Raw genomic sequence first — 21,531 nt, 5'->3', positions numbered from 1 at the left:
ATTAGGAAAAAATTATGCTGCAGAAAATTATTGATATTTCTAAAGAAGCCGGAGAAATAATAAGAAATGGTTACAGAAAAAATATTTCGATAGAATTTAAAACTGATGCTTCAAATATTGTGACGAATATTGATAAAGCTGCGGAAAAAATCATTACGGATTTTATAACGAAAGAATTTCCAACTCACTCAATAATTGCAGAAGAATCCGGATTAACAACAAAAAGTTCGGAATATAAATGGGTAATTGATCCGCTTGATGGAACAACAAATTTTGCTCACGGATTGCCACTTTTTTCGGTTTCAATCGGAGTTCAAAAAAATGATGAAACAATTTATGCAGTTATTTATGATGTAATGAGAGATACAATTTTTGCAGCAGAAAAAGGTTCCGGAACTTTTGAAAATGATAAAAAAATTTCCGTAAGTAAAAATGATAATTTGGCGGAAAGTCTTCTCGTCACCGGTTTTTCTTACGATATAAAAAATAATTATTTGGAAGAAGTAAATTATTTTGCACAATTTTTAACAAAAGCTCGTGCAATCAGAAGATTGGGTTCTGCGGCAATAGATTTTTGTTTTGTTGCAAATGGAATTTTCGACGGATTTTGGGAAGCAAATTTAAAAGCTTGGGACGTTTGCGCTGGATTATTAATTGTTGAAGAAGCCGGAGGAAAAATTTCTGAATATAATGGAAATTTGGTAAATATAAATTCTCCGAATTTTCTTGCAACAAACGGAAAAGTTCATTCTAAAATGGTAGAAATTTTAAAGAGTAAATAAATAGGAACTTGTAAAATATTCAAAGTGTCATTCCCGTGAAAACGGGAATCTATTGAAATCTCTCTGGATTCCCACTTTCGTGGGAATGACAAGTACCAATAATTTAATTTTCAGAAGTTACTAAAAAGAAATTTTTCAAAACATTTAAAAATCTGAATAAATCTATTTTTCTGAGTAATCTGAATTCTATTTAAAATAATTATTTACTAATTAATTCAGAGATCCAAAGAATAACTACTGCTCCCAAAGTTGCGACTAAAATTCCGTGAATATTTAAATCCGTTACTCCGGTTCCACCAAGTTGTGAAACTAAAAATCCTCCGACAAATGCACCGACAATTCCCAAAATAATATTTCCAAAACAACCTTTTTTATTTTTCGGAGTTACAATTTTTGTTGAAAGCCATCCTGCTAAACCGCCGACAATAATCCAGCTAATAATTCCCATTTTTATCCTTTTAGATTTTCTAAACTATTATAATATAACAAATTAGAGCAAAATTTCTTTGGTAAAAAGTATTAATTTAATTACTTTTACAAACTATGCAAAAATTTATAATTATCGCAATTGATGGTCCGGCTGCAAGTGGAAAAAGTACAGTTGCAAAAAAACTTGCCGATAAGCTTGGATTCTTATATGTTGATACCGGAGCGATGTATCGTGCAATAACTTTTTATGCTCAAGATAATAATATTGAAGAAAACGAAAATGCTATTATTGATGCAGCAAAAAAAATTGATTTAGTTCTGAAATATTCTAATGGTTTGACAAGTGTATTTATTGACGGCACCGATGTAACGGAAAAAATCAGAACTCCAAAAGTAAATTCCAAAGTAAGTGATATTAGTAAAATAAAGGAAGTTAGAACTGAGCTGGTAAAGCTTCAAAGAAAATTTGGCGAAAATAATAATTTAGTAGTTGAAGGTAGAGATACAACCACAGTCGTCTTTCCGAATGCTGATGTGAAAATTTATCTTACCGCAGAATCAAAAGAAAGAGCTAAAAGAAGATTTATTGAGTTTAAAGAAAAAGGAATTGAAATTTCTCAAGATGAAGTTGAAAAAAGTTTAACCAATAGAGATTCGATTGACAGCACACGCGAAGTAAGTCCTTTAACAAAGGCTCAAGATGCAGTTGAAATTGATACAACAAATTTAACTATAGATCAAGAAATTGAAAAAATTGTTGAAAAAATTAAAAATAACGTAAAAGAAATTTAACAACCATCAATAAAAAACTAATGTTAAACTAAAAAAATAATTGTGTTTCAAATCTGATGATGGTGAAGAAATGAAATGCAAAAAAAATAGTTGGAGTTTAAATGTCAGAAGAAAAAGAAGAAGTTAAAAAAAGTAGAACTGTATTTGAATCAACAAAATTCATGAATGCAGATGAATATTCAAATGAAGAACTTCAAACACTTGCCAGACTTTATGATCAGTCGTTTCAAGATCTTAAAGAAGGTGAAATCATAAAAGGTAAAATTGTTGGGATTACTGACGACAATGTTGTTTTAGACGTCGGTTTCAAATCAGATGGTACAATTCCGCGCAGTGATTTTTTAGCGACCGAAGAAATTAAAATAGGCAACGATGTTGACGTTGTTATTGAAAGTGTTGAAGATGAAGACGGAAATTTGTTATTAAGTAAAAAACGTGCAGACTTCCTAAAAGTTTGGGCAAAAATTATTGATGCTCATGAAAATGAAACAATACTTTCCGGAAAAATTCTTAAAAGAATTAAGGGCGGAATGGTTGTGGATATTATGGGAATTGAATCTTTCTTGCCTGGTTCACAAATAGATATTAGACCGGTAAGAGATTTTGATGCATTTGTTGGTCAAACAATGGATTTCAAAATTGTTAAAATAAATAATGCAACAGAGAACGTTGTTGTATCACACAAAGCATTAATTGAAGAAACAATTTCTGATCAAAGAAAAGAAATTCTTGAAGGATTAGATAAAGGTCAAATTCTTGAAGGAACTGTTAAAGCTATTACTGACTTTGGAGTTTTCATAGATCTTGGCGGAGTTGATGGATTAATTCACATAACGGATTTAAGTTGGGGAAGAATTAATCATCCAAGTGAAATTGTTAAACTTGATGAAAAAATTAAAGTTGTTGTTACAGATTTTGATATGGAAAGAAAGAGAATTTCTCTTAGCTTAAAACAACTTCAACCTCATCCTTGGGAAAAAATTGATGAGAATTATAAAATTGGTGATAAAGTTGCCGGAAGAGTTGTTTCACTTACAGATTACGGCGCATTTATTGAAATTGAAAAAGGAATTGAAGGTTTAATTCACATTTCAGAAATGAGCTGGACTCAACACATCAGCCATCCTTCACAACATGTTTCAATGGGACAAAATATTGAAGCTGTAATTTTAAGTCTGGATAAATCAGAAAAGAAAATTTCTCTTGGAATGAAACAATTAACTCCGGATCCATGGCAAGAATTGTTGAAAAAATATCCTGTTGGATCTAAACATTTAGGAACAGCAAGAAACTTAACAAATTTCGGCGTGTTCGTAGAATTGGAACCTGGAATTGATGGATTAGTTCATATTTCTGATTTATCGTGGACGAAAAAAGTTCGTCATCCCGGAGAAATTGTTAAAAAAGGTGAAAAGCTTGACGTTTTAGTTTTAAGCATTGATACCGAAGAAAGAAAAATTTCTTTAGGACACAAACAAGTTTCTGATAATCCTTGGGATAATTTTGAAAATGTTTATCACGTTGGAAAACTTGAAGATGTTAAAGTTGTAAGAATTATTGAAAAAGGCGTAATCGCAGAATTAACTTTAGGCGTTGATGGATTTATTCCTACTTCACAACTTTCTCCATCAAAAATAAAAAATGTTTCTCTCTCATTTCCGGTTGAAACAATTCTAAGTGCAAAAATTGTTGAATTCGATAAAGAAAATAAAAAAATTGTACTTAGTGTAATTGCCGCAATGAAAGAAAAAACTGATGCTGAGATTACAGATTATATTGCTAAACATAAATTAGAAAAAGTTACTATTGAAGATGTTAAAAATGCAGATGCCGGAAAATTTGATTCTTCAATTTTCCCGGGATTTGATGAACCTGATGTACACGTTGAAAAATCAGATGATAAAAAAAGTGAAGCAAAATCTGATAAAGAAAGTAAATAGTTAGTTTTTTGGTAAAGGCTGTAAAATTTTCATAAATGAATTTTTTAACAGCCTTTTTTTATTATTTTTTTTTGCATTTTCTTTTTCATAATCTTAATCATAATCTTACTCTGTTTTTTAATTTTTTGTTTTAATCATCATATGTTACAAAAAGGATAAAGCTTAAGAAGAGTAAGAATAAGATTAAGAGTAAGATTAAGAAGAAAAAATAGAAAAATAAAAATTTGAGAATTTAGAAATTTATAGAAATGAAAAATAGAGTTTCATTATATACGCTTGGCTGCAAATTGAATTTTTCGGAAACTTCAATTATTGGAAATGAATTTTTAAAAAATGGATTTACCAAAGTAGAGTTTGATGAAATTGCAGATGTGTATGTAATTAATACTTGTACCGTAACGGAAAATGCAGAAAAAGATTGTCGACAAATTGTTAGGAAAGCATTGAAGTTAAATCCGCAAGCTTACATAATTGTTACGGGATGTTATGCACAATTACGCGCTGAAGAAATTGCAAAAATTGAAGGAGTTGATGCAGTTTTAGGAAGTTCTGAGAAATTTAAAATATTTGAATTAATTAAAGAATTTGATAAAGAAAACCTTTCGTGCATTTACGTAAACTCAGATTTAAATGAATTTAATTCTGCGCATTCATCAGATGGCGATGATAGAACTCGCGCTTATTTCAAAATTCAAGATGGCTGCGATTATAAATGTACGTTTTGCACAATTCCTTTAGCTCGCGGAGAAAGCAGAAGTTTAGATTCTAACTTAGCAGTAAAGCAATTCACAGATTTGGTAAATCAAGGTTACAAAGAAATAATTTTAACCGGTGTAAATGTTGGCGATTATGGAAAAAATTTAAATGAAGATTTATATTCATTATTAAAAAAGTTTGTAAATATTAATGGAGATTTTAGAATTCGCATAAGTTCAATTGAGCCAAATTTATTATCTGATGAAATTATAAATCTCGCTGCAGAAAATCCAAAAATCTGTAATCATTTTCACATTCCGCTTCAAAGTGGAAGTGATAAAATTCTAAAACTTATGCAAAGAAGATACAACACAACTTTTTATAAAAATGTAATTGAAAAAGTTGTAAATAAAATTCCGGATGTTGGAATTGGAATTGATGTAATAATAGGATTTCCCGGAGAAACCGAAAAAGATTTTTTGGATACATATAATTTCTTAAATGAACTTCCGACTTCATATTTACACGTTTTTACATATTCGGAAAGACCAAATACAAAAGCAATTTTGATGAATGAAAAAGTTTCGCATGAAGAAAAGAAACGACGAAGCAGTATGCTTAGAATTTTAAGTGAAAAGAAAAAAAATGCATTTTACAGAAAAATGATTGGAAAAGAATTAAAAGTTTTATTTGAAGAAACTGAAAAAGAAAATTATTTATATGGTTTTACATCAAATTATGTAAGAGTTAAATATCCCTTTGAAACTGACTTGGCAAATACTTTCAAATTTGTTAACATTAAAAGTGTTAATGATAATATTTGTTTAGTAGAAAATTTTTCCAAAGAACCAAACCAAGTAGAAATTTTATTATGAAAAAATTACAATTATTGATTTTACCTTTTTTTATTTGCTCACAATTATTTGCACAGAATGAATCTTTGCTAAATTTGAAAAGTAACTTATTAGTTAATTTTGAAAAAAATTCAACTCCTTTAATCCAAGATAATTTTGAAAAGAAAAGTGCTGCAATGGCAATTCTATATTCAGTTTTACTCCCGGGAATGGGTGAATTATACGCCGGAGATTATTCAACCGGACAATATTTTACAATTGCAGATGGAGTTATTTGGAGTTCTTTTGCCGGATTTACAATTTACGGAAACAATAAAGAAAATGATTATAAATCATTTGCAAAGTCTTATGGTAATGTTTTATTAAATGGAAAAGATGAAGAATATTTTGCAAATATAAGTTTGTATCAAAACGTTGAAGAATTTAATACCGAGAAAGAATTGAATAGAGAATTTGATGCAGTCTATAATGTAAATACTCATTTTTGGGATTGGCAAAATTCAACTCAGCGAAAAGAATATAGAGAATTGTGGTCATCAAGCGAAACAGCTTATAGAAATGTTAGATTTGCCGTTGGAGCATTAATTTTAAATAGAATTGTGAGTGCTATTTTTGCTGTAAAAGCTGTAAACAATTATAATAAAAAACAAAGCAATGAACTTTCTTGGAATGTAAATTTTGGATTTGAAAATCAGCTTAATTTACCAAGTAATTTTAAGATGAATTTTCAGCAAAGATTTTAAGATATTATCGATTATTTATTATAAAATACCAATTGTAAATACAAAAGCTTTATCGTTGTAATCATTGAATGTCATTATAAATTCAAAGTTAATAAATAATTGAACATTATAAGTATGTAAAATTCTTATTCCGGTTTTTAATCCTAACTCAATTCCATGTGATTCAAGTTCATTTCCATTGTAATATCCATATTCGTCAAGAAGAAAATTATCATAATATTCATGATTAACCCAATGAAATCCGAGGGAAGTTCCAATATATGGACAAACATCAGTCGGAGAAAATAAATAATCTCCATAAATGTTTAAAGCAAAGCCGTTTCGTGCACCAGCCATTAATCCAATAGCAAAATTTTCAATTTCGTGATCAAAATATGCGTTTATTGTAAATGATTTATCATCATTATCATAACCTTCTGAAGGAAAAACATAGCCAAAATCAACTCCGAAATTATATCTTGAATTTCTTCTTAAAGTTTCTTCTGATTCTTTAACAACAATATTCCCAATTTGTGCATTTTCACTAAATGAATTTTTATTTGCAATGCTAATTGCAACTCTTTTCATAACTGTTTCAAGATTGCTAATGTCTGCAGATGTTGCTTGTTCTATAAGAATTTTTTTTTCTGATTTTACGTCAATTAAAATGTATTGAACTATAACTTTTTCACCCAATGAATTTAATTTACAAATTAAAGATTCATCGGCATTTAATTTTGATCCGATTTCAATTGCACATTCTTCTTCCGAACATTCATCTTCGGAAATTATTTCAAATGTTTTTTTCTCGGAAATAATTTCAATATTTGAAAATTTGCTTAATTCTAATCTTAAAATTGCTTCTGAAGTTTTGGACGATGTGTAATCAATTCCGTTTGAAATCAATGGAAGTAAAACAATTTTTCTGGGATTTAAAGTTTGTCCAGAAATTGAAATAAAAATGAAAAACAACAAAATAAAATTTCTTAAAATTTTCATTTGATTCTCCAGAAAAGAAAATTATCTAAGGAAAACTATATTAAATATTGAGACTCTACAATAAATATATTTTTCAAAATGGGTTAATTATTTTTGACAAAGTGTTAGAATTTTAGAAAATATTAATTTGTTATAATTGTATTATCATCAATAATTACTTGACTTTCTGATAAGTTTTCGAGTTTAACATCTCCAACTATTTTAACATTTTTCCCAAATGAATAATTACCATTAATGATCAATTTCTCACAATTAACTAAAGAAATAGGATGCGGAAATTTTTCATCCAAATCATCAACAAGTTTGTAGTGTTTTGAATCTAACTTTACAAACAAAGGCTGCAATTTTCTTCCCGGATTTATGATTACTCTAAAATCATCGGTCAAAATATAGTTATCTGATCGAACCGCTAATAAATCATCTGTAGTTTTTACCGGAGCAAATCTTGTTCTGGGGACACAAATTGCCGAAGCATTTTTAAAAACAGAAATAGCAGAACCCATTGCTGTTTCTAACTGAAATACACTTTGTGAGTTTGAATTTCTCGGATCAACGGTTTTTTTATTTACAATCATTGGCAAGCCAAGAATATTTTTATTTTCATTTAAAATATTTTGCAGAACTTTTAAGTTGATCCAAATATTATTTGTATTAAAAAATTTATGTTTTGTAATATTTTGAAAATCATTTTCATCTTCTTTTAAACACTGTGCAGATTCACGTAAAACTAATTGTCCGTTTTGCAGTTTAGCTAAATGTCCGCCTTTTTTATCTGCTTCGGTTCTTTCGGTAACTTCCATTAAAAACGGAAATTTATTCTTTGCAAAATATCCTAAAATGCTTAAATCCATTACTGCACCAAGATTATCTGAGTTTGAGATAAAAGCAAATTCATAATTGTTTGAAATTATTTTTTCCAACATTCCACTTGTAACAAGTGCAGAATATATTTCGCCGTGTCCGGGCGGACACCATTCAAGATTTTCATTTTCCTTAAATTCTGCCGGCTCAAAATTATTTGAATTTATTTTTGGAATTTTATGCTGAAGAAAATCAAAAGGAATTTTATGATTTAATTCCGGATACTTTTTTAATACTTCCAAAGATTTTTTTTCAGTACTAAAACTATTCATTAAAACTAATGGAATTTTACTATTGATTGCTTGTTTTACAATAATATCTAAAAATGTTAAATCATTTTTTATATTTAATAATGATTTGGCTTCGCTCAATCCCATGCTTGTTCCCAAGCCGCCGTTCAATTTTATCATAACAGAATTTTTCAAAACCTTTTTGCCAAATTCTGTAAATTCAATTCCCAAATTTTCCGAGTTTTGTAATTTTTCAATCGGTAAAATTTCAGATTCTGCAAGCATTCCTCTTTCACCGCTTATTAGTTGTTTATAATAAAATTCAAATGTATCAATTACAATTTTGGGAAGATTTTCTATTTCCATTTTACTTATAAATTTTTTTATTGAATTATTTTGCAAAACTTTCTCCATCATTATTCGGAAATTATTTTTTTTCGTTGCAGTTTAATTTGCGATTTATGTTTTTTAGATTCTATTCTTTTTTCTTCTGATAATTTTGTTGGTTTGGTTTTGTTTCTTGATTTTTCTTTTATTGATGCTTTTTTTATAATTGCAACCAGTCTTTCAATTGCATCAATTTTATTTTTTTCTTGAGTTCGGAATCGCTTTGCTTCAATTAGTAAAATTCCTTTTGAGGAAATTTTCTTTCCACCCATTTTTATTAATTTCAATTTAATTTCTTCGGATAAATCTTCGCTGGAGTTTACATCAAACTTAAGTTGAACTGCAGTGGAAACTTTATTTACATTTTGTCCACCGGGACCAGAAGATCGAATAAATGAAAATTTCAAATCTTCGTCTTTAATTTTAATATTTGGTGTTATTTGTAACAAGATTTTAATATTCCTCAATAATAAACTTAAACATAATCAAACAGTAAAAATTTTTGACTTTTAATCCAAAAATAGTTTTGTAAAATTAAACAAAAATAAAATTTAGATTTATTCAATAATTATCAATTTAGCTAAATGCAGATAAAATATACGTTGATTGCATTTCAAAGTGCCTTTAATTACTTTTAATATTCTGAAAAAATGGAGTAAAAGAATGTTAACTAGTTTAATAAAAAAGGTCTTTGGAGATAAAAATTCCCGCGCACTAAAGGAATTATGGCCTATTGTTGACAAAATTAAAATTGAGTACGAAAAAATTAAAGACTTTTCCGAAGATCAATTAAAATCTAAAACTATTGAATTTAAATTGAAGATTGAAAATGAAACTTCTGAATTGCGAAATAAAATTTCAGAATTGAGTGAAGCATTAAAATCAAACAATTTTGAAGGCGATATTGAAAATACTCATAGTGAATTGGAAGAATTAAACGAAGCACTTGATGACAAATTTGAAGAAATCTTAAACGAAATTTTACCGGAAGCTTTCGCGGTTGTTAAGGCAACTTGTGTAAAATTGGTTGGTAAATCTTGGGATGCTGCTGGATCAAAAATTACTTGGAATATGATTCCTTATGATGTTCAGCTTTTAGGCGGCGTTGTTTTACATCAAGGCAAAATTGCAGAAATGGCAACCGGTGAAGGAAAAACTTTAGTTGCAACACTTCCAATTTATTTGAATGCGCTATCCGGTAGAGGAGTTCATATTGTTACCGTTAACGATTATTTAGCAAAACGTGATAGTGAGTGGATGGGAGAAATTTTTAAATTTCATGGATTAACAGTTGGCTGCATTCTAAATACAATGGATAATGAAACTAGAAAAAAAATATATGAATGCGATATCAGTTATGGAACAAATAACGAATTTGGCTTTGATTATTTACGTGATAATATGGCGATTGCAAAAGAACACCTTGTTCAAAGAGGCCATAATTTTGCAATAGTTGATGAGGTTGATTCAGTGTTAATTGATGAAGCAAGAACTCCATTAATTATTTCCGGACCAGTTGGAAATACCGAACATAAATTTGATGAAATGAAACCAAAGGTTGAAAGATTATTTAGAAAGCAAGCAGGCTTGGTAGCATCAATTGTTCAGGAAGCTGAAGAATTAATTTCAAAGGGCAGTGATAAGGAAAAAGCCGGAATATATTTGCTGCGTGCCCACAGAGGTTTTCCAAAAAATAACAAATTGACTAAACTTTTTAGTGAACCGGAAAATAAAAAATTAATGTCGGTAACAGAATTGGAATTCTTGAGAGAAAAAGAAAAACGAATGCCGGAAATTGACGAAGAATTATATTATGCAATTGATGAGAAAAACAACTCAATTAATCTTACAGAAAAAGGAAGAGAAGAATTAGCCTCTGGTTCTTCGGAAGGAAAAGAGTTTTTTGTACTACCGGATTTAGGAACTGAAATAAGCAAACTTGATAATGATGATTCATTAAGTAACGACGTAAAACTTAAGAAGAAAGATGAGCTTTATCATTTGTACAGCGAAAGAATGGATAGAATCCACACAATTAATCAACTACTTAAAGCATATACTTTATTTGAAAAAGATGATGAATACGTAATTACAGAAGATGGAAAAATTGCAATTGTTGATGAATTTACAGGTCGTATTTTGCCGGGACGAAGATATTCAGATGGTTTGCATCAAGCAATTGAAGCTAAAGAAAATGTAAAAGTTGAACGAGATACACAAACGATGGCAACAATTACGCTTCAAAATTATTTTAGGTTATATAAAAAATTAGCTGGAATGACTGGTACTGCTGAAACCGAAGAAGGTGAATTTTTACAAATTTATAAATTGGATGTTGTTGTAATTCCAACAAATAAACCAGTTTCAAGAGATGATCAGGATGATTTTATTTATAGAACAAAAAGAGAAAAACTTAATGCAGTACTTGAAAAAATCAAAGAATTAAAAGATGAAAAAAGGCCGGTTCTTGTTGGAACAACGAGTGTTGAACTTTCTGAAACAATTAGCAGAATGTTGAAAAGACAAGGTATAGCTCATAATGTTTTAAATGCAAAACAGCATAAAAGTGAAGCAGAAATTGTTGCTTTTGCTGGTCAACCAGGAGCTGTTACAATAGCAACAAACATGGCCGGAAGAGGTACGGATATTAAACTTGGCGAAGGAATAACAGAAAAAGGCGGGCTATTTATTTTAGGAACCGAACGTCATGAATCAAGAAGAATTGATAGACAGTTAAGAGGAAGATCCGGGCGACAAGGAGATCCGGGAACCTCAAAGTTTTTTATTTCGCTTGAAGATGATTTAATGAGATTGTTCAGCGGTGAACGTGTAACTAATATAATGAGTAAAATAGGATTTGAAGAAGGTGAAGCTTTAACTCATCCCATGATTACAAAATCTGTAGAAAGAGCACAAAAGAAAGTTGAAGAAAATAACTTTGCAATTAGAAAAAGACTTCTTGAATATGATGATGTTATGAATCAGCAAAGAAGTGTAATTTATTCCAAAAGACAAAGAGCGCTTGAAGGTGAAAGATTAAAGACAGAAATTTTTGAATTATTGACTGAATATGTAGAAGAAACAGTTAATAAATATTTTGATGATGTAAATGTTGATTCTCTAAAAGCTGATTTGTTACAGCATTTATTAATAGAAGTAAAATTAAATCCGGAAGAATTTGAGCAAAAAGGGAAGGATGGAATTGTTGATATTATAATTCAAACTGCTAAAGATTTTTATGCTCGAAAAGAAGAAATGCTCGGTTCGGATTTAATGGCAAGATTAGAAAGATATGCAGTGCTTAGTGTAATTGATGATAAATGGAAAGAACATTTAAGAGAAATGGATGATCTAAAAGAAGGAATTGGTTTACGTGCTTACGGTCAAAAAGATCCTCTTGTGGAATATAAAGCAGAAGCTTATCATTTATTTGTAAGTTTAATTTCAGAAATTAGAAATGAAGTTATTTCATTTAGCTTTAAATTTTTTCCTCAACAACCGGATGATGTTCAAGCTCGTAGAGCAAGACAGCAAAGGATGCAAGCTGTTAAAGATAGTGTTCAAAATTTAGGATTACAGAATTCTGAAACTGCAAAAGAAAGTAGAAATCGAGGAAAACAGCAGCCAATTAAAGTAGAAGAAAAAGCCGGAAGAAATGATCCTTGTCCATGTGGAAGCGGTAAAAAATATAAGAATTGCCACGGTCGTGATTAATGAAAAAAATTGAAGCGATTATTAGATCTCATTTACTTGAAAATGTTAAAGAATCTTTATTTGAAGAAGGCATAAACGGATTAACAATTACAGAAATTAGAGGTTACGGTAGACAAAAAGGTCACAAAGAAATTTACAGAGGAAGTGAATACCAAATTGAGTTTGTTCCCAAACTAAAATTAGAAATTGTTGTTGATGATAAAATTTTTGAAAAAGTTGTAAATATTATTATCGAAAAAGCTAAAACCGGAAAAATTGGTGATGGCAAAATTTTTATTTCAAATGTTGAAGATGCAATTAGAATTAGAACTGGTGAAAGTGGTTCCGAAGCATTATAAATAAAATAAATCTAAATGAAAAATTTCAATAAGAAAAATATTGTTGTATTAATTTCGCTATTATTTGTTACAGGCTGCGGATTTTGGAGTAATTTTAAAACTTATTTTAATACTTACTACAATGCCAATGAGCTTTTCACTGAAGCCGAAACTGAAGCAAAAGCATTACGAAAAAAAATGTTCAATTTTGAAGAGGAAAAAATTTCAAATAATATTAGTAAAAAGTTTGATGAAGTAATTGAGAAAACTTCTGCCATCATGCAGTATAATAAAGACTCGGATTATTTTGAAGATGCATTATTAATGACCGGCAAATCATTTTACTATCAGCAAAATTATTCAAGAGCATTAAGAAAATTTGCAGAATTAGAAATTATTCCGGAAAGTGAATTGACTTTAGAAAATAGTTTGTGGATAGGCAAAACATATCTCCAATTAAGAGAATTTAAAAAAGCGTTAACAAAACTTGATGAAGTTAAAACAAAAGCTATTGAGGAAGAAAATCAAGAAATAGTTGAGGAAGTTTTTAAATCTAAAATAGGTTACTTCTTATATGAAAAAAATTATGAAACAGCTACAAACGAAATAATTGATTTTTTAAAAACAGATATTTCTGATGAATTGCGAGCTGAAGTTTTATATGAACTTGGATCATTATATGTTCTGCTGGAAAATTTTCAAGAGGCAGAAAAAGCTTTAATTCTTGTTGAGGATTATTCGCCAACTCCCGAAACAGAATTTAAGAGTCGATTTGAATTAGCAAAAATTCAAAAAGATTTTGGTAATACTGAAAAAAGTTTGGAATTATTAAATGAATTGAGAGACGAAGGAAAATTTGAAGATAATTTAGATAAAATAGATTTGGAAATTGGAAAAATAAATTATGAAATTGGAAATGTGGAATTAGCTTTAGACAGTTTTACAGATGTTGATACAAGTTTTGCTAAATCAGAAGCCGGCGGAATTGCCGGTTTTTATAGAGCGGAAATAATTGAAAATCATTTTCATAATTATGATAGCTCACTTATTCTTTATAAAAAAACAATGAGTTCAACAGCAACTCAGGAATTTAAAGATAAAGCAAAAAGTAAAACATTAGTATTGGAAAAATATCTGGCCTTCAGAAAAGAAATTGCTAAACTCAATAAAGATTTTCAATACTTAACAAATGAAGAAAGGTTTATTAAAGATTCTCTTGATTATGTTCAACAGTTAAGGTTGGATTCTGCGAAAATTTCAAGTGAGGGTGAGCAGAATGTGAGAGGAGCAAGTAGAAATATCAAACCGGCTTCTTCTAAAATTATAAAACCGTTAAGACCAAAAATAAGTGTGGATTCAATTCATGCATTAAATAGTAAGCAATATTTTGAGTTGGCAAATTTATTCTTTACTGAGTTAAATTTTCCGGATTCTGCTTACATATATTATAAACTTTCACTTAGTGAAAAAGAAGAAAATCCAAACCAGGCCCAAACGTATTACGCTATAGGCAGTTATTATCTTACCATAAATGAAAAAGCAAAAGCTGATAGTATGTTTACGCTTGTGTTTGAAAAATTTCCATTTAATAGATTAAGAAATGAAGCAGCTAAGCATATTAATAAACCTCTTTATGATTTTGACAAAGATCCGGTTGAAGAAGAATATACTGTTGCAGAGGATATGTATTACAAATCGGATTATAAAAATGCGTTAAATAATTTATTTAATATTTATAAAAATCACCCAAATTCTATATATGCTTCAAAATCGCTTTATACAATTGGGTACATTTTAGAAAACAATTTGAATATGCCGGATTCTGCAGCTTCAATTTATGATACGTTAAATACAAAGTACAAAACAACAGATTATGCAAAATCAATTCAAACTAAATTGAACGGACATAAACAAGTTAAAACAGGAAATTCTAATAACAAAAAAAGCAATAATATAAAAGTTGATTCGGCAAAAACAAATAATGAAGTATTGAAAAATGATATTGAAAAGGAAAATAAAATTACTGAAACCGTTAATAAAATTGATGACGAACTTGAAACTAAAATATTGGAAAATGAAATTGACGTAATAAATGATAGTGTAAAAATTATAAATGAAAAAATTGAAAATGTAAAGACAGCAATAGAAAAAAGAGACAGCACAATATTAGATAATGAAAACAACTCTGTAATCAATAGTGAATCAAGCGTATTTGATTTGAGTAAAATTCCTGTGGTTAGCAGAGATATTTATAAAAATGAAAATTCATATTTTATTCAATTGTCATCTTGGAAAACTGAAGCTATTGCTGAGAGTGAAGTGCAAAAATTACGAACAAAAAAATATAATGCTTTTTCTGCTGAAATATTTGTCGTCGAATTAAATGACACTTATTTTCGTGTTTTAGTAGGCCCATACAGCACATTTAATGAAGCTAAACAAATCAGACTTAAAATCAATAAATATTAAATTCTAAACAAGCTTTAAATAACCGATGACTCAAAAAAAATTGTTGAGGTTATTAGAATCCGGTGAATCCCTCACAACTGAGTTTAAACAAAGATTTTCTGATTATTCTAAAATTGCAAAAGAATTTATTTCATTTGCAAATACAAAAGGCGGAACAATTTTATTTGGAATTGAAGATAACGGCTCAGTGTATGGTGTTGAAAGTGAAAAAAGTGAAACCGAATTAATAAACGAAACTTTTCAAAATTATTGTGAACCAAAAATTGATTATGAAATAAGTTATCATAATTTGGAAAACAAAGAAATTGTCTGCGTAGAAATTCCGGAATCGAAAAATAAACCTCATAGAATTCAAGACTATAAAACAAATTTAGATTTAAATTCCGCGCAGGTTTATATTCGTGTAAATGATAAGAGTCTTCCTGCAAGTAAAGAAATGATAAAAATTTTACAAAGCCGGAGCAATGAACAAATATTAAAAAATTATTCAATCGGGAAAAATGAAAAAATTGTTTTTGAATATTTAAATGAAAGTGATTTTATTACTGCAAAACAATTAAGTAGAATTGCAAATATTTCATCCAGAAGAGCCTCAAGAACTTTAATAAATTTGGTTCGTGCAGATATTCTTGCCATTCACACAAAAGATGATGGAGAAGATCAATTTTCCAATCTTACTTAGAATCATAAATTTTTCTCAATTCAAAAATTGAAATTCCGTAAGCAACTGCAACATTTAAAGATTGTTTAATACCATATTGCAGAATTTCAATCGAAATATCACAAAGATCAATCAGCTCTTGGTTTACGCCGCTTATTTCATTCCCAACAATTAAGCATAATGGTAAGTTATTTTTTTGTAAATCAGAATAAGAAATATTATTGTTTGTTTGCTCAAGTGCACAAATTGTGTAACCTTTCGATTTATAATTTCGGATTACACTTTTGCATCTTCAACAAATTTCCAATTAATACTTTCTTGTGAACCTAATGCAGTTTTAAGTACATCTTTATTTGGTGGATATGGAGTATAACCGCATAAATAAAGTTTTTCAATCATTGCACCATCTGAAGTTCTAAAAATTGATCCAACATTATAACTGCTTCTAATTGAATTCAAAATTACAACAACCGGTAACTTTTCTACGGAATCAATATTTTCTAATGTTACGCGATTTACAGAAATTTCAGAATGTGTAAGTTTTTTCATAATCGTTTTTCTTTAATTGCTAATTGTCCGCAAGCCGCTGCAATATCATCACCTTGCGTATTTCTTAGCATTACAAAAATATCTTTGCTCATTAATTTTTCTGCAAATTCTTTAACTTGGTCTAACGGAGTTGGTTCTAACTTAGATGAAAAACCTCCGCTAACCATATGAGCAATACTGTTGAAAGGAATTATATTTACTTTTGAAGGAAGCTGACTGCACAATTTTTTTAATGAATCCAAATCTTCTTTTCTATCATTTACACCTTTAAGCATTGTATATTCAAACATAATTTTTGTTTTGGTTTGCTTGGCATAATACTTTAATGCTTCAATATTTTCTTGAAGATTGTACTTTAAATTTATCGGCATAATCTGATTTCTGATTTCATCAAAACAAGAATGAAGCGATAAAGCAAGTTTTACTCTCAATCCAGTATCTGCTAACTCCCTAATTTTATTGGGGATTCCGGCTGTAGAAACTGTAATTCGTGTTCTACCAATTTTATTTCCTAAATCTTGAAGTAATATTTTTAAAACTTTTTCTGTTGCAGAATAATTTAAAAGCGGTTCGCCCATTCCCATAAAAACAATATTTGTTACTTCATTTGGTTTAATATCTTTTGAGGTTTGCAAATATTGATCTAAAATTTCCCCGACAGTTAAATTTCGTGTATAACCCATCAATCCCGTTGCACAAAATTTGCAATCAAGTGGACAGCCAACTTGAGTAGAAATACAAAGTGTTCGTCTGTCTTTCTCCGGAATTATTACAGATTCAATTTTATTTCCATCAATCGTTTCAAATAAATATTTAATAGTATTTGTCGATGAAGAATTTTTCTTTTGCGATAATTTCAATGAGGTTAAATTTGAAATTTCCTTCAATTTATTTCTTAATAAAATTGGAATATTTGTCATCTCATCAAAATCATCAACATAATTTTGATAAATCCAATTAAAAATTTGTTTTCCTCTAAAAGCAGAATCGCCTAAATCTTTTGTGAATTGTTGAATTTCAGAAAGATTGAAATTTTTTATATCAATTAATTTTGTTTGTGTTTCCATTTTACAAATATAAGAAAGTCCTAAATTAAAGATGATTTTATGGGTTGGTAAAAATTTTAGGTCTAAATATAAAATGTAATATTTAGACCTATTTAATTTTATTTTGCAAGAAGCATTTTTTGAATGTAAGAACCACGACTTGTGGACAATTTACAAATATAAATACCGCTTGGTAAATTATTGGAATGAAAATCAACACTAAAGTAACCGGCATTTTGATACTTATTAACTAGTGTAACAATTTCTTCCCCAAGAATATTATATATTATTAATGAAACAAAAGAAGATTCTTTTAATTGATATTTAATAGTTGTTGTTGGGTTAAATGGATTTGGATAATTTTGTTCTAGAGCTGTTGAAGTAGGTACCCGTACCTTATTGTTAGGATAATTTTCACTTTGTTCTTTTGGTAATGGCACTGAACCATCGTCATATTGTACTAATATTGTAGCTGAAACTACTTGATTTGTTTGAGTATCTGTAACATAGCATTTCAATAAGAAATCATCAAAAAGCATAGTTGTTTGAAAAGTATTTGACGTACTTAACATGCCGCTCCATGTAGATCCTCCATTTGTAGATTTATACCATGCATATGTGTAGTTACCGCTTCCGTTAAGAGGTACAGCGGTCCATGTTCCTTTTTCCTTATTTTTTAGATAGTCGGGTCCACTTATATTTGTTCTAAAAGCTTGAATTGTTCCGGAAAATGAATTTGTACTTGTTGAGTAATTTGCACCTTGATCAATTGCAGTAATTCTAATGTTAAAGTCTGAAGTTCCGGCTGTATAAGTTCCACCTTCATATTTTCCGTTCCAAGGAATATAAAAATTATCACTTTGTATGCTTCCATTCCAATTTGTTAAATCAACAGCTTTAAATTTCCAAATATTGTTATTTTCATCTTTTAGTATTCTCCAAGTACTTTCGTTTAATTTTTTAATCTCTATTAAAACGTAACTTTTAATAGATGCATTATCTCCAAAATATAGATTTAATTGTATTTTGTTATTTAGCTGAGTTCTTGAAAAATTACTTATTACCGGATTAGCTGAAATTAATGGAACCATATAAGAACGAGATTTTCCGCTTCCACTATGGTCCTCGCCGGCTTGTATGCGTGGGCAAAGTTCACCGCAATAATATCCTTGATCGTGCAAACTGTTATGTTTATCAACATTTGTTTGGCTTGGATAACCAATGTTATCATTATTTGGTGTATGTTTGCAATCGGAATAAGTTTTTGAAACCAATACTCCATTTTTTTCATAGCTGTACTCAACAACACCATCACATCTTAGTTCGTCAATATTACTAATATTTCCATTCCAATGTTCACACCACCACAAGTGTGTTGAACACCAGACATTATTTACATCTAACATATCGGACCAATTATAATCAATACTTGCTGTGCCTAAAGAATTTGTAGTATTAACTATTGAAGCTCTAACTTGTGCAGAGATATTATTTATACTATATGCTCCATTATATCCTGTCGTTCCTTCCCCCAAATTAAACCATTCTTTAAAATTGTACACTAGGTTTGATAACCCATAACCAGGGGAATTTGGGTTAATATAATATTCATATGTATAACGATTCTGAGAGCAATCTTCACAACTGAACGGCTGATAGGGGGCCATAATTGAATATGTTATTCTACCATTGCCACTACTCGGCAAATATTCAAAATATTGGAATACTCCTGAATGCCAATGTTGACCTAAATCTAGCCAATTAATCCATTCACTATAAGTTAGATCACAATAAACTGCTGTACCTAATTCTAATTTATCAGTATTGCCATTAGCTTGAATTACATTTAACAATAATATAATATTGATTATAAAATATTTTATTTTAAACATTAGTATAGTCCCAATTAAAAATGATATGATATTGTTACATTAAAAGGAAAAGACCAATGAAGTTTTTCCCATTGAGGATTTGTAAATTCTGTACTTTGTTTCTCTTCATTTAAGTCAACATTTTTATAATAGTAGTAACATACATTTTCTTGTCCCTCAGTTTCATTGCATAAAGTTTTTTCCATAAACCTCTTTTGAAAAAATGTGGCTCCTAAAGAAAAAGCCAAAGTAAAATTTTCAAAAAAATTATGTGAATAAGTAACTAATCCAGTGACACCTCTTGTATAGTATTGATTTAGTTTTTCATACTCGTAAGTAGATCCTGGATGTATGAAACCGTCAGCAGATAACTCGATTTGAGATTTTTCGGTCAGAATATAATTATAAGATAGTCCAATACTATACAAAAATACTGGCTCTGAAAAAGTAAAACCTAAGGTTCCATTAATGTAAAAGGTTTCTTTTCTAAAATTATAGATACTTTTGTTAAAGCCACCTAATAAATTCCCAAAACCTGTTGCAATAAAGTAAGAGTCATAATCAGTTTTGTAATTAAAACAAAATTGTCCTAAGCCCATTGAAGCGAATCCGAAAATGCCGTAAAAAACAGAAAATCCATTGTCTATTTTGGTGTCTGCAGAATGATTAAAAGCAACAATTGTTTGCGCTTTTACTTTATTCATTGAATATTTAATAATTGTTTTGTCTAATAATTGCTCGAATGTTGAATTGTCAAACCCTTTTTCTTGTGCTAAAAAAAAATTATGAGTAAGAACAATTAATATAAAAAACAAAAATTTTTTTGTTTTTATCATTTTATTCACCTATGTAAGAATAAATTTGACTTTTAACTAAGTAACTATCTTCATTTTTTAGATGATTTTTAAATAAATTAATTTCATTTTCTTGAGAAAGTAAAAAATGTAAAGTTTTTACACTTTCCAAACGTTCTGTTTCAGAGTTACTTTTTAAACTTTCTTTAACTTTTTCCAAATAATCAGCAAATTTAGCTTCTTTAACATGTCGTACAGCTTTAAGAAAGTAAATTTTACTCTCATCATCCTTTTTGTTATAAAATTCTTCTATTAAATCTGTATTTTCATTTACTAATTGTTTTAACTGCAATTCAGCTCCAAAATTATCAAAATGATTGAAGTTAGAATATTCTTTAAAAATATTCTTAAATATATCTGAATCAACTTCATTTTGTAAATAGTTTACAAGAAAACTGGCTTTCTCGGGATTTTTTCTTGTATTTTCTTTGAATAATTTTAAGATAAAATCTTTTGATTTAGTAGATTTTGTTTGACTTAGAGTGCTTATTAAAGAGCTTACATTTTTTAGACTATCTTTATTTTTATTAATTTCTTCAATAAGTAAATTTTCCCATTTCTCTTTTTCTGAATTTGAAATTTTTGAAGTGTATAAGAAGCGAGTTAGAGATTTTGCCACACCGTTTTTTACATTGAAATTATTACTTTTAAATAATTTTTCAAGATTTTTATGTGACTTTTCAAAATCATTACTAATTCCGTATTTTGCAGATGCATAGTAACGTACATTATCTTCTATATCACCAGACTCTGCTAATTTGTAAAGTTCATCATTAAAATCTTCAAGGTATTCATCATCCTTTTTATTGTATTTTGCTACAAAACTAATTAACACATATTGGTAATTCGGGTTATTTTTCTTTTTGCTTAATTCTTTGATAAGTTTTTTCCTAAACTTCCCTTCGTCAAATCTTTTTTTGTTAGGTATAAAAACCTTATGAGCAATAAAATTTACATCCTCATCTTGTGAAATTTCATCCATAGCAATTTCCAGTTCATCATCATCCATTGAAATAAAAAAATCCGGTATTTTTTGCTGGTCTTCTTCAATAGTTTTTAAATAATCTTTAAATAGTTTTTTATAATCTTTGTCTTCCTGCCCATAATTTGCAATATTATTAGCAAGGATTATAAATAGAAAAAAAACAACTTTTAGCATAAATTACCTCCGTATTAAGAAACAAGTTTATTATTGTTGAAGTACATTATAAAAATAATTGGATAAAAATATATAATTATAATGTATAATATAAATTTAAAGATTATATAAATAAATATAATAAATAGATTTTATTTTTTTTTTTTGAATATTTTTAATTTTAAGAGACTATAATAATGGTAGTGCGCAACTGCTTCTT

17 protein-coding genes and 1 pseudogene are annotated in these 21,531 nt (G+C 28.8%); 9 read left to right on the top strand and 9 right to left on the bottom strand.

Annotated features, from left to right (window positions below; genetic code table 11):
• Positions 1–14 precede the first annotated feature (14 nt).
• Positions 15–782: an inositol monophosphatase gene (locus tag IPH62_02755; protein ID MBK7104187.1), complete on the top strand. Its 768-nt coding sequence runs from the start codon at positions 15–17 to the stop codon at positions 780–782.
• 199 nt (positions 783–981) lie between these two features.
• On the opposite strand, the gene IPH62_02750 is transcribed toward IPH62_02755, so the two are convergent.
• Positions 982–1,230 carry a GlsB/YeaQ/YmgE family stress response membrane protein gene (locus tag IPH62_02750; GenBank protein ID MBK7104186.1) on the bottom strand — a complete coding sequence of 83 codons (249 nt, stop codon included), beginning with the start codon at positions 1,228–1,230 and terminating at the stop codon, positions 982–984.
• 95 nt (positions 1,231–1,325) lie between these two features.
• On the opposite strand from IPH62_02750, the gene IPH62_02745 reads away from it, so the two are divergent.
• The 4 genes from IPH62_02745 (at position 1,326) to IPH62_02730 (ending at position 6,236) form a co-directional block, all read left to right on the top strand.
• Entirely contained in the window at positions 1,326–2,003 is a 678-nt protein-coding gene (locus tag IPH62_02745; GenBank protein ID MBK7104185.1) for a (d)CMP kinase, read from the top strand.
• Between the two features lie 101 nt (positions 2,004–2,104).
• Positions 2,105–3,943, top strand: coding sequence for a 30S ribosomal protein S1 (gene rpsA / locus IPH62_02740; protein ID MBK7104184.1), 1,839 nt, complete (start codon positions 2,105–2,107; stop codon positions 3,941–3,943).
• Between the two features lie 248 nt (positions 3,944–4,191).
• Positions 4,192–5,514 carry a tRNA (N(6)-L-threonylcarbamoyladenosine(37)-C(2))-methylthiotransferase MtaB gene (gene mtaB / locus IPH62_02735; GenBank protein MBK7104183.1) on the top strand — a complete coding sequence of 441 codons (1,323 nt, stop codon included), beginning with the start codon at positions 4,192–4,194 and terminating at the stop codon, positions 5,512–5,514.
• Complete coding sequence (locus tag IPH62_02730) at positions 5,511–6,236, top strand: hypothetical protein (GenBank protein ID MBK7104182.1); 726 nt, start codon at positions 5,511–5,513, stop codon at positions 6,234–6,236. Before mtaB ends, IPH62_02730 begins: the two co-directional genes overlap by 4 nt.
• Positions 6,237–6,254: 18 nt before the next feature.
• On the opposite strand, the gene IPH62_02725 is transcribed toward IPH62_02730, so the two are convergent.
• From IPH62_02725 to arfB, 3 genes are all read right to left on the bottom strand, one after another.
• Positions 6,255–7,214: a hypothetical protein gene (locus IPH62_02725; GenBank protein ID MBK7104181.1), complete on the bottom strand. Its 960-nt coding sequence runs from the start codon at positions 7,212–7,214 to the stop codon at positions 6,255–6,257.
• Between the two features lie 122 nt (positions 7,215–7,336).
• Entirely contained in the window at positions 7,337–8,707 is a 1,371-nt protein-coding gene (locus IPH62_02720) for a UTP--glucose-1-phosphate uridylyltransferase (GenBank protein MBK7104180.1), read from the bottom strand.
• Between the two features lie 14 nt (positions 8,708–8,721).
• Complete coding sequence (gene arfB, locus IPH62_02715; protein ID MBK7104179.1) at positions 8,722–9,141, bottom strand: aminoacyl-tRNA hydrolase; 420 nt, start codon at positions 9,139–9,141, stop codon at positions 8,722–8,724.
• A gap of 214 nt (positions 9,142–9,355) precedes the next feature.
• On the opposite strand from arfB, the gene secA reads away from it, so the two are divergent.
• Genes secA through IPH62_02695 form a run of 4 tightly spaced genes read left to right on the top strand, consistent with a single transcriptional unit; the run spans position 9,356 to position 15,874 of the window.
• Complete coding sequence (secA, locus tag IPH62_02710) at positions 9,356–12,406, top strand: preprotein translocase subunit SecA (GenBank protein MBK7104178.1); 3,051 nt, start codon at positions 9,356–9,358, stop codon at positions 12,404–12,406.
• Complete coding sequence (locus IPH62_02705) at positions 12,406–12,744, top strand: P-II family nitrogen regulator (GenBank protein MBK7104177.1); 339 nt, start codon at positions 12,406–12,408, stop codon at positions 12,742–12,744. Before secA ends, IPH62_02705 begins: the two co-directional genes overlap by 1 nt.
• Before the next feature lie 15 nt (positions 12,745–12,759).
• Positions 12,760–15,192: an SPOR domain-containing protein gene (locus IPH62_02700; GenBank protein MBK7104176.1), complete on the top strand. Its 2,433-nt coding sequence runs from the start codon at positions 12,760–12,762 to the stop codon at positions 15,190–15,192.
• A gap of 25 nt (positions 15,193–15,217) precedes the next feature.
• Complete coding sequence (locus IPH62_02695) at positions 15,218–15,874, top strand: ATP-binding protein (protein MBK7104175.1); 657 nt, start codon at positions 15,218–15,220, stop codon at positions 15,872–15,874.
• On the opposite strand, the pseudogene IPH62_02690 reads toward IPH62_02695, so the two are convergent.
• The 5 genes and pseudogenes from IPH62_02690 to IPH62_02670 all read right to left on the bottom strand — a co-directional run bounded on the left by IPH62_02690 (position 15,867) and on the right by IPH62_02670 (position 21,332).
• Positions 15,867–16,402, bottom strand: a pseudogene (locus tag IPH62_02690) (RNA methyltransferase). The gene IPH62_02695 and the pseudogene IPH62_02690 overlap by 8 nt on opposite strands.
• Complete coding sequence (gene rlmN / locus IPH62_02685; protein MBK7104174.1) at positions 16,399–17,469, bottom strand: 23S rRNA (adenine(2503)-C(2))-methyltransferase RlmN; 1,071 nt, start codon at positions 17,467–17,469, stop codon at positions 16,399–16,401. The pseudogene IPH62_02690 and the gene rlmN overlap by 4 nt, the downstream one beginning before the upstream one ends.
• A gap of 98 nt (positions 17,470–17,567) precedes the next feature.
• Complete coding sequence (locus tag IPH62_02680) at positions 17,568–19,340, bottom strand: T9SS type A sorting domain-containing protein (GenBank protein MBK7104173.1); 1,773 nt, start codon at positions 19,338–19,340, stop codon at positions 17,568–17,570.
• Between the two features lie 14 nt (positions 19,341–19,354).
• Positions 19,355–20,155, bottom strand: a complete 801-nt coding sequence (locus IPH62_02675; GenBank protein MBK7104172.1) for a hypothetical protein — start codon at positions 20,153–20,155, stop codon at positions 19,355–19,357.
• Between the two features lies 1 nt (position 20,156).
• A complete protein-coding gene (locus tag IPH62_02670) occupies positions 20,157–21,332 on the bottom strand; it encodes a hypothetical protein (GenBank protein ID MBK7104171.1) in 1,176 nt (391 codons plus the stop codon).
• Positions 21,333–21,531: the final 199 nt, after the last annotated feature.

It is taken from the genome of Ignavibacteriota bacterium, from assembly GCA_016708125.1.
Lineage (GTDB): Bacteria > Bacteroidota > Ignavibacteria > Ignavibacteriales > Melioribacteraceae.
Note: the sequence above shows the minus strand (reverse complement) of the source record. Positions and strands in the feature narration are given on the sequence as shown.